Raw genomic sequence first — 15,482 nt, 5'->3', positions numbered from 1 at the left:
GATTGTTACAATCTAACTATTGAATTGAACAATATGTTGCGTATTCGCAATAAGGAGGATTATGAAATGCCTAAAATGAACGTTGAAAGTTTTAATTTGGATCATACAAAAGTCGTTGCCCCATTCATTCGTTTGGCTGGTACGATGGAAGGTTTAAACGGGGATGTCATTCATAAATATGATATTCGTTTCAAACAACCTAACAAAGAACATATGGAAATGCCTGGTTTACATTCATTAGAACATTTAATGGCTGAAAATATTAGAAATCATACAGACAAAGTAGTAGATTTAAGTCCTATGGGTTGTCAAACAGGCTTCTATGTATCATTTATTAATCATGATGATTATGAAGATGTTTTAAATATTGTTGAAAAAACTTTAAACGATGTCTTAAATGCGACTGAAGTTCCAGCATGTAATGAAGTACAATGCGGTTGGGCTGCAAGTCATTCATTAGAAGGTGCAAAAGAAATCGCTCAAGCCTTTTTAGACAAACGTGAACAATGGAATGATATTTACGGCGAAGGAAAATAATTAATTCAATCAACTTAAATAAACCTCTAGACTAACTTTTATTACAAGGTTAATCTAGAGGCTTTTTTCATTCTGCATGTTTTTAAACAGCTAAATTATTTATTATTTAAAATATCTACAATGTCTTGAGGTTTACGTCCTAATAATTGTTCTAATAATGGAGATGTTTTATTAAAATCTCCATCTGCACTTGCTTCAAAAATATCAACAAACATTTGTTTCATTTCCTCTGGTAAATTTGGAATAAAACTTAACGCTTCTTTATATTCATCACTACTAATAACGACTCTTTCAATGCCATCTTGTTTGTATTCATTTGCAATTTCTTCCATAGTAATCGCACGTGAACTTGTTAATTGTGGGTATTTTTCATCAAAATTTTCATCTTGAATAATTTTGACAATGCCTTCAGCTAAATCTTCATGTGTTGTCCAGTTTACAGGACCATCTTTAGGCAATTTCAATTGACCATCTTGCAGTCCACCTAAGAAGAATTGTTGACCACTAGCTGAATAGAATCCATTTCTTAATGCAATAAAGTTTAATCCACTTTCTTCTAATAATTGCTCAGTTTGATAATGATCGACCATAGGTTGGAAATGAGATTGAGGCGCGCTACCAATTTGGCTAGTATATAATATACGTTTGACGCCGACTTGTTTAGCCGCTTCAATTACGTTTTTATGAGCCTGTACAAGTTCCTCACCTTGACCATTTCCCGAAATAACTAATAAATCATCTGCACCATCAAACGCTTGTGTTAATGACTCAGCTTTTTTAAAGTCGCCTTCTCTTACACTCACGCCTCTTTTGACTAATTCTTGTGCTTTTGAAGCATCTCTTACACTTACGCCTACTTCATTCGCTGGAAATACTTTTAATGCTTCCTCAACTACAAGTTGACCTAAAGTGCCAGTAGCACCAGTAATGATTAACATAAACATAACTCCTTTTTACTACATTCCTTAATTACTCTCCTCTAAGAGTTTATTATAGTTTCCCGAATTTTAGAAAATTAATCACAACCACTAGGCAAGGACATCAAGTGATATCTCAGTCTTCTTAAACATATTGGCAGAAGATGACTGGATTTATAGTACGCTTATATCAAGCTTCTCTCAATAAATAAAAATAGCTATGAAGAAATCTATCGTCATAAATCTCCACATAGCTCATCTTAGTATGTTTATCGAATGGCTTAATTATAATTTTTTAACAATACCCATCAATACAAACTGTAATGGCAATCTTAAATAAAGCGCCCATTTAGGGACCTCTTTGTCACCTAATGGTAATTCTTTTCGAGCCATGTAAATATTTGCTGGAAATACTGCTAATAAGAATAAATTAATACCTTTTTTCAACCAGTTTGCTGGTCTTTTAAGCACTAACATCACACCAAAGAAGATTTCGAAAACACCTGTCACAAGTACAGCTGTCTTTTGTAATGGTAAGTAATCTGGAACAATATTTCTAAATTGACGTTCATTTGTAAAGTGAAGAACGCCTGCTGTTCCAAATCCTAAGCCTAATAGAAATCTTAACAATTTCATTCGTGTTCAACTCCCATTTCTTTTAAATAGCTTTTACCGTATTCTGGTAGTTCTACGTTGAAGTTATCTGCAATCGTAGCACCAATTGAACTGAATGTCGTGTCTTGTGATAGTTCGTGATATTCATTAATTTTTGGACTAAACATTAATACTGGAATATATTCACGTGTATGGTCTGTGCCATCAGCGATTGGATCATTTCCGTGGTCCGCTGTAATAATCACTAAATCATCCTCTTGTAAATGATCAATTAATTCAGGTAAACGATTATCAAAATCTTTGATCGCTTGTGCGTACCCTTCTTTATCACGACGATGACCATATAGCGCATCGAAATCGACTAAATTCAAGAAACTGATACCAGTAAAGTCTTTTTTAACCACTTCGATAAGTTGATCCATGCCATCCATATTATTTTTAGTACGAATCGCCTCTGTCACACCTTCGCCATCATAAATGTCATTAATTTTACCAATGGCAATGACATCGTAATGATTATCTTTCAATGAATTCATGACTGTTTTTCCAAAAGGTTTTAACGCATAATCATGGCGATTAGATGTACGAGTGAAATTCCCTGGTTCACCCACATATGGTCTTGCGATAATACGACCAATTAAATATTTAGGGTCTTTCGTTAACTCGCGGACCTTTTCGCAAATATCATACAATTCTTCTAATGGGATGATATCTTCATGGGCAGCTATTTGTAACACAGGGTCTGCACTTGTATAGACGATTAAATCCCCTGTCTCCATTTGATGCTTGCCCCACTCATCAATAATTTGTGTGCCTGAAGCTGGACGGTTTGCTACAACTTTACGTCCCGTCATTGCTTCAATTTCTTTAACTAATTCATCTGGAAAGCCATCAGGATAAACTTTAAATGGTTGCATAATATTTAGACCCATAATTTCCCAATGTCCAGTCATCGTATCTTTACCAACTGAAGCTTCGCTCAATTTAGTATAAAATGCGCCAGGTTTATCAACCTTTGAAATTACTGGTAAAGTATCGATATTCCCTAAACCTAATCTTTGAAGATTAGGAAGATCTTGGTTAAATCCTTCTAGTGTATGCTTTAACGTATGTGAACCTTCATCATTGAAGGCAACTGCATCTGGACCTTCACCAATACCCACTGAATCCATGACGATAAGATGAATTCGATTAAACGCTGTAGTCATTCTTTACATCTCCTACTCAGTTATTATTTTATGAATTAAGGTTGGAACTTCACCTTTTTCCTCAATTGTAATACTCTCTTGTAATTTGTCTAATATTTCATCAACATTTTCTTTATTACTATGAATAGTAAGAATACTATCACCTTTAGTAACACGATCGCCGACCTTTTTATTCAGAACAATACCTACGCCAAGGTCGATGACATCTTCTTTGGTTTGACGACCTGCTCCAAGCATCATTGAAGCTACGCCAATTTCATTCGCAATCATTTCAGTAATCATGCCATCTTTCTGTGCTTGAAAATGAATTTGATAGCGCGCACGTGGCAATTGTTCAGGGTGATCGACGATAGACGCATCGCCGCCTTGATTACTAATAAATGTTTTAAACTTTTCTAATGCTTGTCCTGTGTGGATTGCACTTTCAAGAAGCTGTCTCGCCTCATCTAGCGTACTTGCTTTACCTGCTAAAACAACCATTTGAGAACCTAACGTTAATACGAGTTCTGTTAAATCATCAGGCCCTTGACCTTTTAATGTATCAATTGCTTCTTGCAACTCTAATGCATTTCCAATTGCACGTCCCAATGGTTGACTCATATCTGAAATAATTGCCATAGTATTTCTACCTACATTATTACCTATACTTACCATTGCATGCGCTAATGCTTCTGCATCTTCTAATGTTTTCATAAAAGCACCGCTACCTGTCTTTACATCTAAAACAATAGCGTCTGCCCCAGCGGCTATTTTCTTACTCATAATAGATGAAGCAATGAGTGGTATTGAATTAACTGTCCCTGTTACATCACGTAATGCATAAAGTTTTTTGTCAGCAGGTGTTAGGTTGCCAGATTGCCCTATGACTGCTACTTGATTGTCATTGACCAATTTAATAAAATCTTCTTCACTGATTTCAACATTAAAACCTTTTACTGACTCTAACTTATCAATTGTTCCGCCTGTATGACCTAATCCACGACCACTCATTTTGGCCACAGGTACCCCTACTGATGCAACTAAAGGCGCAAGTACAAGCGTTGTTGTATCTCCTACACCACCCGTAGAATGTTTATCTACTTTAGTACCATGAATTTGCGATAAATCGATTCGATCACCTGAATTGACCATCGCCATTGTCATTGCCGCTCGTTCTTCTTCGTTCATATCTTGAAAAAAGATAGCCATAGCTAAACTTGAAGCTTGATAATCAGGTATGTCACCTTTTGTATAACCCTTAATAAAGAATTCAATTTCTTCTTTACTTAAAGCATGTCCGTCACGTTTCTTTTCGATAATATCGACCATTCTCATAAAAATCATTCCCTTAAATGAATTGTTTAATAATCTGAGTCGGATTCAAGTCCCTTAATGATTTGTACTCCTGCACTCGCCCCAATTCTAGTCGCTCCAGCTTCAATCATTTTGTTAAAGTCTTCAAGATTTCTAACGCCTCCAGAGGCTTTAACTTCTAAACGATCACCTACTGTATCCTTCATTAATTTAACATCTTCAGGTGTGGCACCCCCACCTGCAAATCCTGTAGACGTCTTAACAAAATCAGCACCAGCTTTTTCAGCTAATTCACAAGCTTTAACCTTTTCTTCATCCGTTAATAACACAGTTTCAATAATGACTTTGACTGTTTTACCATTAGCTGCGCCTATAACGCCTTCTATATCTTTTTGCACATCATCGTAGCGTTTATCTTTTAATGCGCCGATATTAATCACCATATCAATTTCTGAAGCGCCATTCTTGATTGCTTCTTCTGTTTCAAAAATTTTCGCATTTGTCGTAGTAGCACCTAACGGGAAGCCGATGACTGTACATACAAGTACATCCGTTTCTTTTAATTTTTGAGCAGCATATGCCACATGGCTCGGGTTTATACATACAGACTTAAATTGATATGTTTTGGCCTCTTCAATGATCGTATCAATTTGCTCACGTGTTGAATCTGGCTTTAATAATGTGTGGTCTATATATTTTGCTTTATTCATTTCCATTCCTCCATTTTCCAAAATAAAATGCAATATATTCCTCAGTTATAAATATTAAATATAACATTAATACTTAGTTAATAATCACATAATATTTGCCTACAATTATATAGTACAAAAATTCGCAAAAAAGATAAACAAATGTTATCTTATTATTGTAATAGAGAGGTTTTTAACCATATTAATCGTTTTAAAATAAGGAGAAGATGACAAATGACAAACGGTACACCACATATTCAACCAAATGGTGTGAAAATTGCTAAAACAGTATTAATGCCAGGAGATCCCTTGCGTGCTAAATATATTGCAGATCATTTTTTAGAGAATGTGGAACAATTCAATGAAGTTCGAAATATGTTCGGTTATACAGGTACATATAAAGGTAAAGAAGTTTCTGTAATGGGGTCAGGAATGGGTATTCCTAGTATCGGAATTTATTCATATGAGTTATACAATTTCTTTGATGTAGATACAATTATTCGAGTTGGCTCATGTGGTGCGCTTCAGGAGGACGTCAACTTATATGATGTCATCATTGCTCAAGCCGCTTCTACAAACTCAAATTACGTAGATCAATTTAATATTCCTGGACACTTTGCACCTATTGCCGACTTTGATTTAGTCACTAAGGCGAAAAAAGCAGCAGATGAAATTGGTGCGATCTCTCATGTAGGAAACGTATTATCTTCTGATACTTTCTACAACGCTGATACTACATTTAATGACGCATGGAAGAAAATGGGTATCTTAGGTATCGAAATGGAATCCGCAGGCTTATACTTAAACGCGATTCATTCTGGTAAAAAGGCGCTTGGCGTTTTCACAGTAAGTGACCACATTTTACGTGATGAAGCAACAAGTGCTGAAGAAAGACAAAATTCATTTACACAAATGATGGAAATCGCTTTAGAAATCGCAGAATAATCAGATACAAAATAAGAAGAGGGAGCAAGCCTACTTGGAGACTTGTTCCCTCTTTATTTATATCACTTACACTTAACAAAGTGTTTGCTTTAACTATTCAATTATTTACCTAAATATGATTGTAACATCCAGTTGTGTTTATCTACTGAAGTTTGCATGCCAATAAACATATCTTCTGATACATCGTCACCTGCATTACCTGCGACTTCAATTGCATTTTCTAATTGTTTAGAAATATTAGTGAAATCTTTAGAAAGTTCTTCTACCATTTGTTCAGCTGCATAATTTTTTCCAGCTTCTTTTACAATTGATTTATCTAAGCTTTCTGTTAGCGTTCCAATTGGATTACCACCAATTGCTAAAATTCTTTCTGCTAAATCATCTACATATTGACTTGCTTCATCATAAAGTTCTTCAAATTTAGTGTGTAATGAGAAGAAATTAGGTCCTTTAACGTACCAATGGAAATTGTGTAATTTCGTATATGCTACTGTCCAGTTTGCTACTTGTTGATTTAATTCTTTTACTACATCTTGTTGATTACTCATCTAAATACACTCCTTAACTGTTTCCTTCTTAATTACAACGACTATTATATTATAATAATTATAATCTGTAAAGCAAAATCACACTTTTATTTGTAGTAATTATAAATAAATATCTAGTTTGTGACAGAAGTCTACGGAATGAAATACTATTCTTTCTTTAAAACGCCCTTATTCTAAAGCTTGAACATCACAGCTCAGCTTTTTCCCTTATAATATTATATTATCAATTAGAACTTATTATTATCAATTAAGTTAACTTAATTTTTGCATTATCATCTAAAAAGAAAGATTTTTCATATTCTGTTGGCTTATGCCAATGTGTTTTCCACATTTTATCTCTATTATTCGCAAATAAGTTATAACCTAGATCACGTAATGGTTTAGGCACTACTCTTAAACCTATACCGAGCCATTTATGGTTATTAGGCAATGAAGTGATGAGCGTTGCAATTGCATTTGATTTGTACTCTAAATGATTGCCCTCTTGCAATATCACACTATTTCTATTTTCAGCTTCAGGGTATTGTTTGAAAAAGTGTTCTCCATATTTGCCTTTATTGTTGCAAATTCATATCTATGAGAAAGACCGTTTTGAATTAACCAAATTGCGTAATTATAACAATATACACAATTACCGTCATAATAAATAATAGGCATAATTAAATACCCTCCTTATTGTCATCTATATATAAATATATTTCCTTTTTTAAAATAAAATTAAACACCCATGTCTCAATAGAAAAACTCCCTTTAAAATTATCATCACTGTTAATGACAATTTTAAAGGGAATAAATATAGATATTGATTTGAAGTTCTAGGTTTAAATATGAAGTACTAGCTTTCAAAGAAACCAGTACTTCTTTAAAGGTTTACAATAGACTTTGTCTATTGCATAAGAGAGTGGCACAAAATTTAATATTACAGTTTAATTCAACGTATTAGCAGTAGATGTCTGAATTGAAAGTGCGCTTATATCAAGCTTCTTCAATCCTAGCCATCCTTGCCGGCGGGGCCCCAACATAGAGAATTTCTTTTTAAGAAATTCTACAAACAATGAAAGTTGGGTGAGGGACAACGAAAATAATTTTACTAAATTATATTTCTGTCCCGCTCCCTAATCATTTTTTACGCGGACGATACGTGTGTATTTAAGGAATTGTTGTGAATATTTTTCCTTAATTTCGTCAATAGAATCGTAAGTCACACCTATAATGTGCCAATTGGGATTAAAATGATAGAACGAATCTTTATTCTTAGACCACTTAATCATACTTCCATCCTTATTATATCTTGGTAAAGTGACTTCATAACCTTCAAGTACATTAATATATGTTTGGAAAATATCAGGATCTATACGATTGAAATTATCAATCACAAGATAATTTTTATCTTTATTTGGCATAAGTTGAGTAATAAATCCTTCTCGATAATACAAGGCACCCGTCTCGTTTGGTAAATATTTACCATATAGCATATCCTCTGTAAAATCAGGATGACCACTTGTAATTACTGGATTCGCATTCGTCTTTTGTAACAAGTCGTTCGCTGCTTTTAAACCTTCTTCTTTTTTCTCAACAACTAATAAAATAAAAGGCTTAAGTGCGTCATCATTCTGATGCTCAGTTATCTCAGATTTTTGAACGGTTTCAAATGGATTTTTAATTCCATTATTCGCACTCATGTCTAATATTGCATCATATTGTGCTTGCGACATACTTGCAATAGCTTGTTTGGCATTTTCCTGTAAGAAATATAAGTTTTTTAACTTAGGATGCTTATTTAAGTGTCCAAGTGAAATAGGTGTAATATCTTCGTTATATAATATTTCTATAGCTGTACTATTGGTTCTACCTGGAATTGGTGGCTTTTCATGTATATGACGTGATACTTCTCCTAAGCCTACAACTGATTGTTCTTTCTTCTTATTATAAATAATGATATTGTCTCCAACTTCTAGTTGTGTGTAGAAATGATAGCCATTTCTTTTAATTCCATTGTAAGTATGTGTATAAATTGTATAATTTTTGCCAGGTTCGAAATCCTCAGTTTCTGATAATAAAAAGTACCTAGGAATTTTAGTTTCACCTTTACCTAAACTTACAATTAAATCAAATTCTGATGCCTTAATCTGATTGAATAATGTTTCTTTCATATTATTCATACGAAAATCTAAAGCTTCACTACGTTTTAAATAATCCGTAGTTAATGATTTTAATTCTTCGGTGAACTTAAATTCCACTCTAATTTTATTTTGAGCTCCCGATTGAACACTTATAATTTCGCCCATACCTAATAAGCCAGAGTCTGTTTGTACTTGATAAAAGATGACTTTGTCTCCAGCCTTAGCTTTTTTAAAGGCACGAAAGCCTTGAGAAGGATTGAAATGGGCTCCTGATTCAAATAAAGTAGTTTGTCCTACTAGAGGTTCATTGTGATTCCATCTATTATAACCACAGTTTAGCCAAAAATAATTGATTTCCTCAGTCATTATGATACTCCTTACCTTTCCTATAATATAAATATATTTGCGTAATTCGAGCTATTCCTCACAAATTTTAAATTCATTTTATCATAATTTTTATCATACATATTCATTATTCACTAACTATTTGATTTTTTTAATTATTTTCAGTAAAAAAGTGCAAGTATCTATTGAAGACACTTGCACCTATAAATCATTATTTAACGAGGAGTGATAAGGCTACCTAAAAGAGGAAGTAAATTAATCATTACTCCTCCTAATTTAAGCATGATATTAATTTCTTTATCTTTAATAGTAATTAAAGCACTTATTATACCTAATATGGCCACACATCTAGGTATGATCAGCGATGGATAATGTGGCATATGTAAGAATATCCCTGCTCCCGCAATAATTCCACAAACGAGAGAAATATATAAAAATTGTTTCAACGTTAACGCTCCTTATATCATTAATCTCTACCGCAATATATCTTCTAACCAAATGTTATATATAGCTGATAATTAGTGTGAAATCACCTTCAAAAACACTATCTAAATCTTCTGAAGTCAAGACAAAGTTAGTTCCTTTATGAATTTCGAAAATTTCACCATCAATGATAATTTTACCGTCGCCTTCTAGTACAGAAATCAGACAGAATTCACGTGGCTTCATATAATTTAAAGTGCCAGAAATTTCCCATTTTACTATGGTGAAGAAATCATTCGATACAATATGAGTACAATTATGACTTTCTATCACTTCGTTTTGAGGAACAATGGTTGGTAACTCACTAGAATAGTCCATCACATCTAACGCTTTAGCTATATTTAAAGATCTTGGCTCCCCATTTTCTACTTTTCGATCATAATCATAGACTCTATAAGAAATATCTGATGATTGCATCGTTTCGTATGCCATAATTCCAGCTCCAATAGAATGAATTGTACCTGCTGGAATAAAGTAAAAGTCACCTGGGTTAACTTTAATTTTTCTCAAGTTTTCTTCAAATGTGCCTTCATTTAATTGCTTTTCAAACGCTTCACGCGATGTAGCATGAGTTCCAATTGTAATTTCGGAATTTTCCTCTGCATCAATAATATACCAACATTCAGACTTACCGTATTGTCCTTCTTCATTTTCATATGCATATGAATCATCAGGATGGACATGTATTGATAGAGGTGCTTCAGCATCTACAATTTTGGCCATTAAAGGAAAGTCTTTACTTGGAAATTCGCCAAATAGTTCTCTATGATCATTCCAAACTTGATCTAACGTTTGCCCAGCATATGGTCCGTTGATAATCTCGCTTTTACCATTTGGATGTGCTGAAATTCCCCAACACTCACCTATATGGGCATTGGGAAGGTTGTATCCAAATTGTTCAAGTTTGCTACCTCCCCAAACTTTTTCATGAAAAATTGGCTTTAAAAATAACGGCATAATTACACCTCCATTATCTCACATGTTAACTTAATCTATCGTTTTTCAAGTTAACTTTAGTATCTTTACATCCCATCAGATACTTTAATATCTTTTACTTCGTAATATGAATCATTTAAAAAATAAAGATTTAAATGATTGAATATGTATAGACCCCTGTATCTATGTACTTTTATTTCTTCCCCATTATCACTATTAATGATTGTACCATATTTCAAATTCTAGCGAAGTATCGAATTTTTTAAATAAAGATAATTATTTAAAATCAAATAGAACAAATCGTCATTAATTAAATTTAAATTCAACAATATTCTATAAAGTTGAAATGAAGTTACTCATTATTATATCAATGGCACTAAAAATTGAATAGCATCACTTTTACTCTTTATCTATGTAAAATAAAGCAAGAAGCCGAGTTATTTTTGAACAACTCGACTTCTTTGAAGAAAGATTAATTCACTACAATCACAAATTTTATTCGTATTTTTGAAGTGCGTCTTTAATATCTTTTTCACCACTTACGATTTGAAACTCTTGATTAGCATATTTATCAGACGTTACAACTTCTTTAAGTACTGAGGCAACATCTTCTCGTGGGATTGAACCTTTATCATCAAAATATAGTCCTGCTTCAATTTTTCCTGAACCCGCTTCATCTTTAAGCAATCCAGGATGAACAATTGTATAATTTAAACCAGAATTTCTTAAATAATCGTCTGAATAGTGTTTAGCAATCGTATATGGTTTCAAGTCTCCACTTGGATCAAATGCTTCTCTTCTAGAATCGTATGTTGAAACCATCACATAGTGTTTGATACCTGCTTTTTTACTTGCTTCCATTGTTTTAACTGCGCCATCTAAATCAACAATAATTGTTTTATCCGCACCTGTACTACCACCAGAGCCTACTGAAAATATCACTTTATCGAACTCTTTAAATTTTTTAGTTAAGTCATCAATATTATCTTTCTCTACATCAACGAGTGTGGCTTTTACGCCTTCATTTTCTAAATCTTTTACTTGTTCATCTTTACGTACACCTGCAGTAAATTCTACATGATCATTTTTGAGTTGTTGCACTAATTTTGAACCTACGCCACCGTTTGCACCTATTAATAAAATACTCATTATCAACGTCCTCCTTATAAAAATCGTATAAGATATTTACCACTATTTTCCATAGATAAACTTCATTCAATTCACATTGACATAAGGTGGCCAGTGGATTATATTAATATATGAACAAATATTCATATAAAGAGGTGTAGCATGATGAATGAATTTGAACATGACGTAGATTCTCATATTGAGACTTTAACGAGAGTCACAGAAATATTTAAAGCTCTGAGCGATTTAAATCGGTTGCGAATTATGGAATTACTTGAATATGGTGAAGCGAGTGTTGGACATATTTCTCACACTTTGAACATGTCTCAATCCAACGTATCTCATCAGCTTAAGTTATTAAAAAGTATTCATCTAGTAAAATCTAAACGCCAAGGTCAATCTATGATTTACGCTTTAGATGACATGCATGTCTCCACTTTACTGAAACAAGCCATTCATCATGCAAGTCACCCTAATGAAGGTGGAAATTAAATGACAACTCATAATCATCAACATCACGGTCACAATCATGCACACGGTCACGTACACACAAATAATAAAAAGGTACTTCTTATTTCATTTATTATTATCGGGTTATTTATGATAGTTGAAATTATCGGTGGGTTTGTCGCTAATAGTTTGGCATTACTCTCAGATGGATTTCACATGTTAAGCGATACGATTTCACTCGGCGTCGCACTTGTAGCCTTTATTTATGCTGAAAAGAATGCCACACAAACTAAAACCTATGGATATAAACGTTTTGAAGTATTAGCTGCTCTATTCAATGGTGTAACGCTATTTATCATTAGCATCATGATTATTATTGAAGCGATACGTAGATTCTTTGCACCACCAGAGGTACAATCACAAGAAATGTTTATCATTAGTATGGTGGGTCTCATCGTGAATGTCATCGTTGCAGTACTTATGTTTAGAGGCGGCGACACTTCCCATAATCTAAATATGCGTGGCGCTTTCTTACATGTTTTAGGCGATTTATTCGGATCTATTGGCGCCATCGTAGCAGCATTATTAATTTGGGGATTCAACTTCACAGTTGCCGATCCTATCGCTAGTATTTTAGTGTCACTTATTATCTTGAAAAGTGCTTATGGCATAGCAAAATCTTCGCTCAATATTTTAATGGAAGGGACACCAAGCGATGTTGATTTAGAGGCCGTTATAAGAACGATTACTAAAGATAAGCGTATCCAAAATGTTCATGATTATCATGTGTGGACAATTTCTAACGACATGAATGCATTAAGTTGTCATGCAGTTGTACCTGAGCACTTAACAGTTGAAGAATGTGAATCACTCTTGGAAACAATCGAACATGATTTATTACATCAAAATGTTCAACATATGACGATACAATTAGAAACACCAAAACATAAACATGACGAATCAACATTATGCTCTGGCGTTCATGATCATTCTCATACACATCAACACGCCCATAGTCATTAAAAATGGTTCGAGTTTAAAATTGTATACATTAAAAAGGGCCTGTCTAAAATGAATTAACCTCAAATTCACTCTAGACCGGCCTATTTGTTATTCGTAATGTGTATTATTTACATAAATTTTTCAAATATAAAATCACGAGCAGGAACTTGTTTCTCAGCGAAGCCTTCTATAAATTCTTCATCGTCATACGCTAATTTAACGCGTTCGATTGAGATTCCTTGTTCATTTATAGTGACAATACCGTAAACTGTGTGTGCTCCATTGTTTAAACCTACTGCACCAGGATTAAAATAAATGGTAGATTTATCATCAAACATGTGTAATCTATGATTGTGTCCAAATAAGATTAAATCAGCTTCTTTATCTTCAAAAAGTTTAGCGATTTCTTGTTCATCGTCTCCTGCTATCGGAGCAAACGGTTGTCCCTCAATACCCACGTCTAATTTATCGTTAGGAATTTCATAATGAATAAATAAAACCTTTTTACCTTTTATTGTTGTTTCTATATAACGTGGTAAATGATTAAGTTCCTCGTAATAAGATTCGTCGAGATGGCTTTCTATCCATTGATGATGTTCATAAAATTTACCTTTAAGGTCTTCTGGATATTCTGTACCATTCACAAGTGTCATAATTGCCTCATCGTGGTTTCCTACAATTATTTCCATATCATCACGATCAAAAACAGTATCTAAAACTTTATTTGTCTCATGTCCAATACCTATATTGTCGCCAAGATTGTAAATTTTATCGATATCTTCCCTACTATCAATATCATCCAATACCTTTTCTAATGCATCATAATTACCATGGATATCAGTAATAACTGCAAATTTCATGATGATATCTCCTTTCAATATAAATTCATTAGCATATTTTAACACTCAATACCTAATTATGTTAGATATTAATTTAAAAAAATTAGGATTTTTGATATTGTATTTATATTACGGTAAAGGAGTGCTTATAATTTGTTTAGATATTATAAATCAGCATTTAAAAATGCTAAACCGCAAATACTCAAAGCTTTATTATTTGCTTTATTAAGTTTTGCAGTTTGTTTCTTTGTTGCTAGATATGCATCTGTATTGACTACTAAAATTAATCAACAAATGCAAATGGTACAACAATTTGGTCAACCGACCACTTCATTGTTATTACCACTATTACTTATTTATCTGATTTTAGCTATACTATTCATCTTTATTGGATATCAATTAATCGCTGGTGCATTGAATGTTATCCAAAAAGCTATGAAAAATGAAAAAGTAAAATTTAGCGATTTATTCTTTGCATTCACTAATAAAGGGTATTATTTAAAATCTTTATTACTTGCATTGATCTCAGTGATTACAATCCTTATTTTATTAGCAATCGCATACTTATTAAATTTATTATACAATTTCACATTAATACCATTATTTGGAATGATTCAACAATCCGTAGCTACTGCAGATAATGGAATGACTATTTTACTTATTTCTCAAATTGTATTTATTTTAGTAATGGGATTCATTACATCAATATTTTACTGGTTCTTCCTTATTTTCATGATTAATTACACAGTTGCATTTGCTGAAGATCCAACGCGTCGTCCATTCAGCAATGTCAAAGAAGGATTTAAAGGCATTAAAAATGGTCATAAAACATGGTTTAAATTCTTTATTGGTGTATTATTACTAAATCTAATTGTGCTTCTTGCAGGTCAACCACTTATTACTATATTTAGTTTATTAACAGGTAATATGTCACAATCTGTTGCCCAAGTTTTAGCATATATCGTATTTATTCTTATCATCCTTATCAGAATCTTTATTTACATCGTTATCATCATGGGGATTGTATACTACTTCATCACTCGTGGTGAAAAGATTGATAAACCTGATAAAAAAGCACGTAAAGATAAGAAGAAAAATAAAAATACTTTAGCGGATACTAAAGATGATGTTAATCATCAAACATCAGATGCGAAAGAAAAAGCACAAGATAAAGTTAATAATCATCAATCAACTGATGATAACTTCAAAGATAAAGCTGAAAGTCAAATCAACGATAAAAAAGATAGCATTTCTGATCAAGGTCAAGATTTAAAAGATAATGCATCTCATAAAGCGAATGACGTTAAAGATAACATCAGTGATAAAGCAAAAGATACTTTCGATAACAAATAACTAAATCGATATGAAAAAGCTCGCAGGTAATGCCAATAATGGTTACTTGCGAGCTTTTCATATATCTTGAA

16 protein-coding genes and 1 pseudogene are annotated in these 15,482 nt (G+C 33.0%); 5 read left to right on the top strand and 12 right to left on the bottom strand.

What is annotated here, in order from left to right; all coding sequences use genetic code 11:
* The first annotated feature begins 66 nt into the window (after nucleotides 1-66).
* Nucleotides 67-537 (top strand): S-ribosylhomocysteine lyase, encoded by a 471-nt coding sequence (locus HMPREF2580_RS00230; RefSeq protein ID WP_037541867.1) that lies wholly within the window; start codon nucleotides 67-69, stop codon nucleotides 535-537.
* A 95-nt stretch (nucleotides 538-632) separates the two neighbouring features.
* On the opposite strand, the gene HMPREF2580_RS00225 is transcribed toward HMPREF2580_RS00230, so the two are convergent.
* The 5 genes from HMPREF2580_RS00225 to deoC all read right to left on the bottom strand — a co-directional run bounded on the left by HMPREF2580_RS00225 (nucleotide 633) and on the right by deoC (nucleotide 5,280).
* The gene (locus HMPREF2580_RS00225) at nucleotides 633-1,475 is read right to left on the bottom strand and encodes an SDR family oxidoreductase (RefSeq protein WP_070829994.1); all 843 of its coding nucleotides are present in this window, start codon (nucleotides 1,473-1,475) and stop codon (nucleotides 633-635) included.
* 264 nt (nucleotides 1,476-1,739) lie between these two features.
* Complete coding sequence (locus tag HMPREF2580_RS00220) at nucleotides 1,740-2,090, bottom strand: DoxX family protein (RefSeq protein ID WP_002445608.1); 351 nt, start codon at nucleotides 2,088-2,090, stop codon at nucleotides 1,740-1,742.
* The gene (gene deoB, locus HMPREF2580_RS00215) at nucleotides 2,087-3,277 is read right to left on the bottom strand and encodes a phosphopentomutase (protein ID WP_002445609.1); all 1,191 of its coding nucleotides are present in this window, start codon (nucleotides 3,275-3,277) and stop codon (nucleotides 2,087-2,089) included. Before deoB ends, HMPREF2580_RS00220 begins: the two co-directional genes overlap by 4 nt.
* A gap of 12 nt (nucleotides 3,278-3,289) precedes the next feature.
* Entirely contained in the window at nucleotides 3,290-4,591 is a 1,302-nt protein-coding gene (locus HMPREF2580_RS00210; protein ID WP_070829993.1) for a pyrimidine-nucleoside phosphorylase, read from the bottom strand.
* A 26-nt stretch (nucleotides 4,592-4,617) separates the two neighbouring features.
* Nucleotides 4,618-5,280, bottom strand: a complete 663-nt coding sequence (gene deoC, locus HMPREF2580_RS00205; RefSeq protein WP_070829992.1) for a deoxyribose-phosphate aldolase — start codon at nucleotides 5,278-5,280, stop codon at nucleotides 4,618-4,620.
* A gap of 213 nt (nucleotides 5,281-5,493) precedes the next feature.
* On the opposite strand from deoC, the gene deoD reads away from it, so the two are divergent.
* Complete coding sequence (gene deoD, locus HMPREF2580_RS00200) at nucleotides 5,494-6,204, top strand: purine-nucleoside phosphorylase (protein WP_002445614.1); 711 nt, start codon at nucleotides 5,494-5,496, stop codon at nucleotides 6,202-6,204.
* Nucleotides 6,205-6,305: 101 nt separating this feature from the next.
* Here deoD and HMPREF2580_RS00195 read toward each other — a convergent pair whose 3' ends face one another.
* The 6 genes and pseudogenes from HMPREF2580_RS00195 to HMPREF2580_RS00170 form a co-directional block, all read right to left on the bottom strand.
* Nucleotides 6,306-6,752 (bottom strand): Dps family protein, encoded by a 447-nt coding sequence (locus HMPREF2580_RS00195; protein ID WP_002445616.1) that lies wholly within the window; start codon nucleotides 6,750-6,752, stop codon nucleotides 6,306-6,308.
* A gap of 247 nt (nucleotides 6,753-6,999) precedes the next feature.
* Nucleotides 7,000-7,409, bottom strand: a pseudogene (locus HMPREF2580_RS00190) (DUF393 domain-containing protein).
* Nucleotides 7,410-7,867: 458 nt separating this feature from the next.
* A complete protein-coding gene (locus HMPREF2580_RS00185) occupies nucleotides 7,868-9,241 on the bottom strand; it encodes an EVE domain-containing protein (protein WP_002445618.1) in 1,374 nt (457 codons plus the stop codon).
* Between the two features lie 194 nt (nucleotides 9,242-9,435).
* A complete protein-coding gene (locus tag HMPREF2580_RS00180) occupies nucleotides 9,436-9,666 on the bottom strand; it encodes a hypothetical protein (protein ID WP_002445619.1) in 231 nt (76 codons plus the stop codon).
* A gap of 55 nt (nucleotides 9,667-9,721) precedes the next feature.
* A complete protein-coding gene (locus HMPREF2580_RS00175; protein ID WP_070829991.1) occupies nucleotides 9,722-10,660 on the bottom strand; it encodes a type I phosphomannose isomerase catalytic subunit in 939 nt (312 codons plus the stop codon).
* 474 nt (nucleotides 10,661-11,134) lie between these two features.
* A complete protein-coding gene (locus HMPREF2580_RS00170; protein ID WP_070829990.1) occupies nucleotides 11,135-11,788 on the bottom strand; it encodes an SDR family oxidoreductase in 654 nt (217 codons plus the stop codon).
* 144 nt (nucleotides 11,789-11,932) lie between these two features.
* Here HMPREF2580_RS00170 and HMPREF2580_RS00165 point away from each other — a divergent pair, with 144 nt between their 5' ends.
* Nucleotides 11,933-12,259: an ArsR/SmtB family transcription factor gene (locus HMPREF2580_RS00165; RefSeq protein ID WP_037541876.1), complete on the top strand. Its 327-nt coding sequence runs from the start codon at nucleotides 11,933-11,935 to the stop codon at nucleotides 12,257-12,259.
* Nucleotides 12,260-13,240, top strand: coding sequence for a CDF family zinc efflux transporter CzrB (czrB, locus tag HMPREF2580_RS00160; RefSeq protein WP_070829989.1), 981 nt, complete (start codon nucleotides 12,260-12,262; stop codon nucleotides 13,238-13,240).
* A gap of 107 nt (nucleotides 13,241-13,347) precedes the next feature.
* Here czrB and HMPREF2580_RS00155 read toward each other — a convergent pair whose 3' ends face one another.
* On the bottom strand, nucleotides 13,348-14,079 hold the full coding sequence (locus tag HMPREF2580_RS00155) for a metallophosphoesterase family protein (RefSeq protein WP_070829988.1): 732 nt from the start codon (nucleotides 14,077-14,079) through the stop codon (nucleotides 13,348-13,350).
* A gap of 132 nt (nucleotides 14,080-14,211) precedes the next feature.
* Between HMPREF2580_RS00155 and HMPREF2580_RS00150 the strand changes: the two genes are divergently transcribed.
* Nucleotides 14,212-15,411 (top strand): YtxH domain-containing protein, encoded by a 1,200-nt coding sequence (locus tag HMPREF2580_RS00150; RefSeq protein WP_070829987.1) that lies wholly within the window; start codon nucleotides 14,212-14,214, stop codon nucleotides 15,409-15,411.
* The last annotated feature ends 71 nt before the right edge of the window (nucleotides 15,412-15,482 follow it).

Source organism: Staphylococcus sp. HMSC036D05 (assembly GCF_001836225.1).
Classification (GTDB): Bacteria; Bacillota; Bacilli; order Staphylococcales; family Staphylococcaceae; genus Staphylococcus; species Staphylococcus caprae.
This window is presented reverse-complemented; position numbering and strand designations above follow the sequence as displayed.

Excerpts from the sequence above, each read along its gene's own strand:
- HMPREF2580_RS00230 (WP_037541867.1), top strand. The coding sequence starts at position 67 with ATGCCTAAAATGAACGTTGAAAGTTTTAATTTGGATCATACAAAAGTC.
- HMPREF2580_RS00225 (WP_070829994.1), bottom strand. The coding sequence starts at position 1,475 with ATGTTAATCATTACTGGTGCTACTGGCACTTTAGGTCAACTTGTAGTT.
- HMPREF2580_RS00220 (WP_002445608.1), bottom strand. The coding sequence starts at position 2,090 with ATGAAATTGTTAAGATTTCTATTAGGCTTAGGATTTGGAACAGCAGGC.
- deoB (WP_002445609.1), bottom strand. The coding sequence starts at position 3,277 with ATGACTACAGCGTTTAATCGAATTCATCTTATCGTCATGGATTCAGTG.
- HMPREF2580_RS00210 (WP_070829993.1), bottom strand. The coding sequence starts at position 4,591 with ATGAGAATGGTCGATATTATCGAAAAGAAACGTGACGGACATGCTTTA.
- deoC (WP_070829992.1), bottom strand. The coding sequence starts at position 5,280 with ATGAATAAAGCAAAATATATAGACCACACATTATTAAAGCCAGATTCA.
- deoD (WP_002445614.1), top strand. The coding sequence starts at position 5,494 with ATGACAAACGGTACACCACATATTCAACCAAATGGTGTGAAAATTGCT.
- HMPREF2580_RS00195 (WP_002445616.1), bottom strand. The coding sequence starts at position 6,752 with ATGAGTAATCAACAAGATGTAGTAAAAGAATTAAATCAACAAGTAGCA.
- HMPREF2580_RS00185 (WP_002445618.1), bottom strand. The coding sequence starts at position 9,241 with ATGACTGAGGAAATCAATTATTTTTGGCTAAACTGTGGTTATAATAGA.
- HMPREF2580_RS00175 (WP_070829991.1), bottom strand. The coding sequence starts at position 10,660 with ATGCCGTTATTTTTAAAGCCAATTTTTCATGAAAAAGTTTGGGGAGGT.
- HMPREF2580_RS00170 (WP_070829990.1), bottom strand. The coding sequence starts at position 11,788 with ATGAGTATTTTATTAATAGGTGCAAACGGTGGCGTAGGTTCAAAATTA.
- HMPREF2580_RS00165 (WP_037541876.1), top strand. The coding sequence starts at position 11,933 with ATGAATGAATTTGAACATGACGTAGATTCTCATATTGAGACTTTAACG.
- czrB (WP_070829989.1), top strand. The coding sequence starts at position 12,260 with ATGACAACTCATAATCATCAACATCACGGTCACAATCATGCACACGGT.
- HMPREF2580_RS00155 (WP_070829988.1), bottom strand. The coding sequence starts at position 14,079 with ATGAAATTTGCAGTTATTACTGATATCCATGGTAATTATGATGCATTA.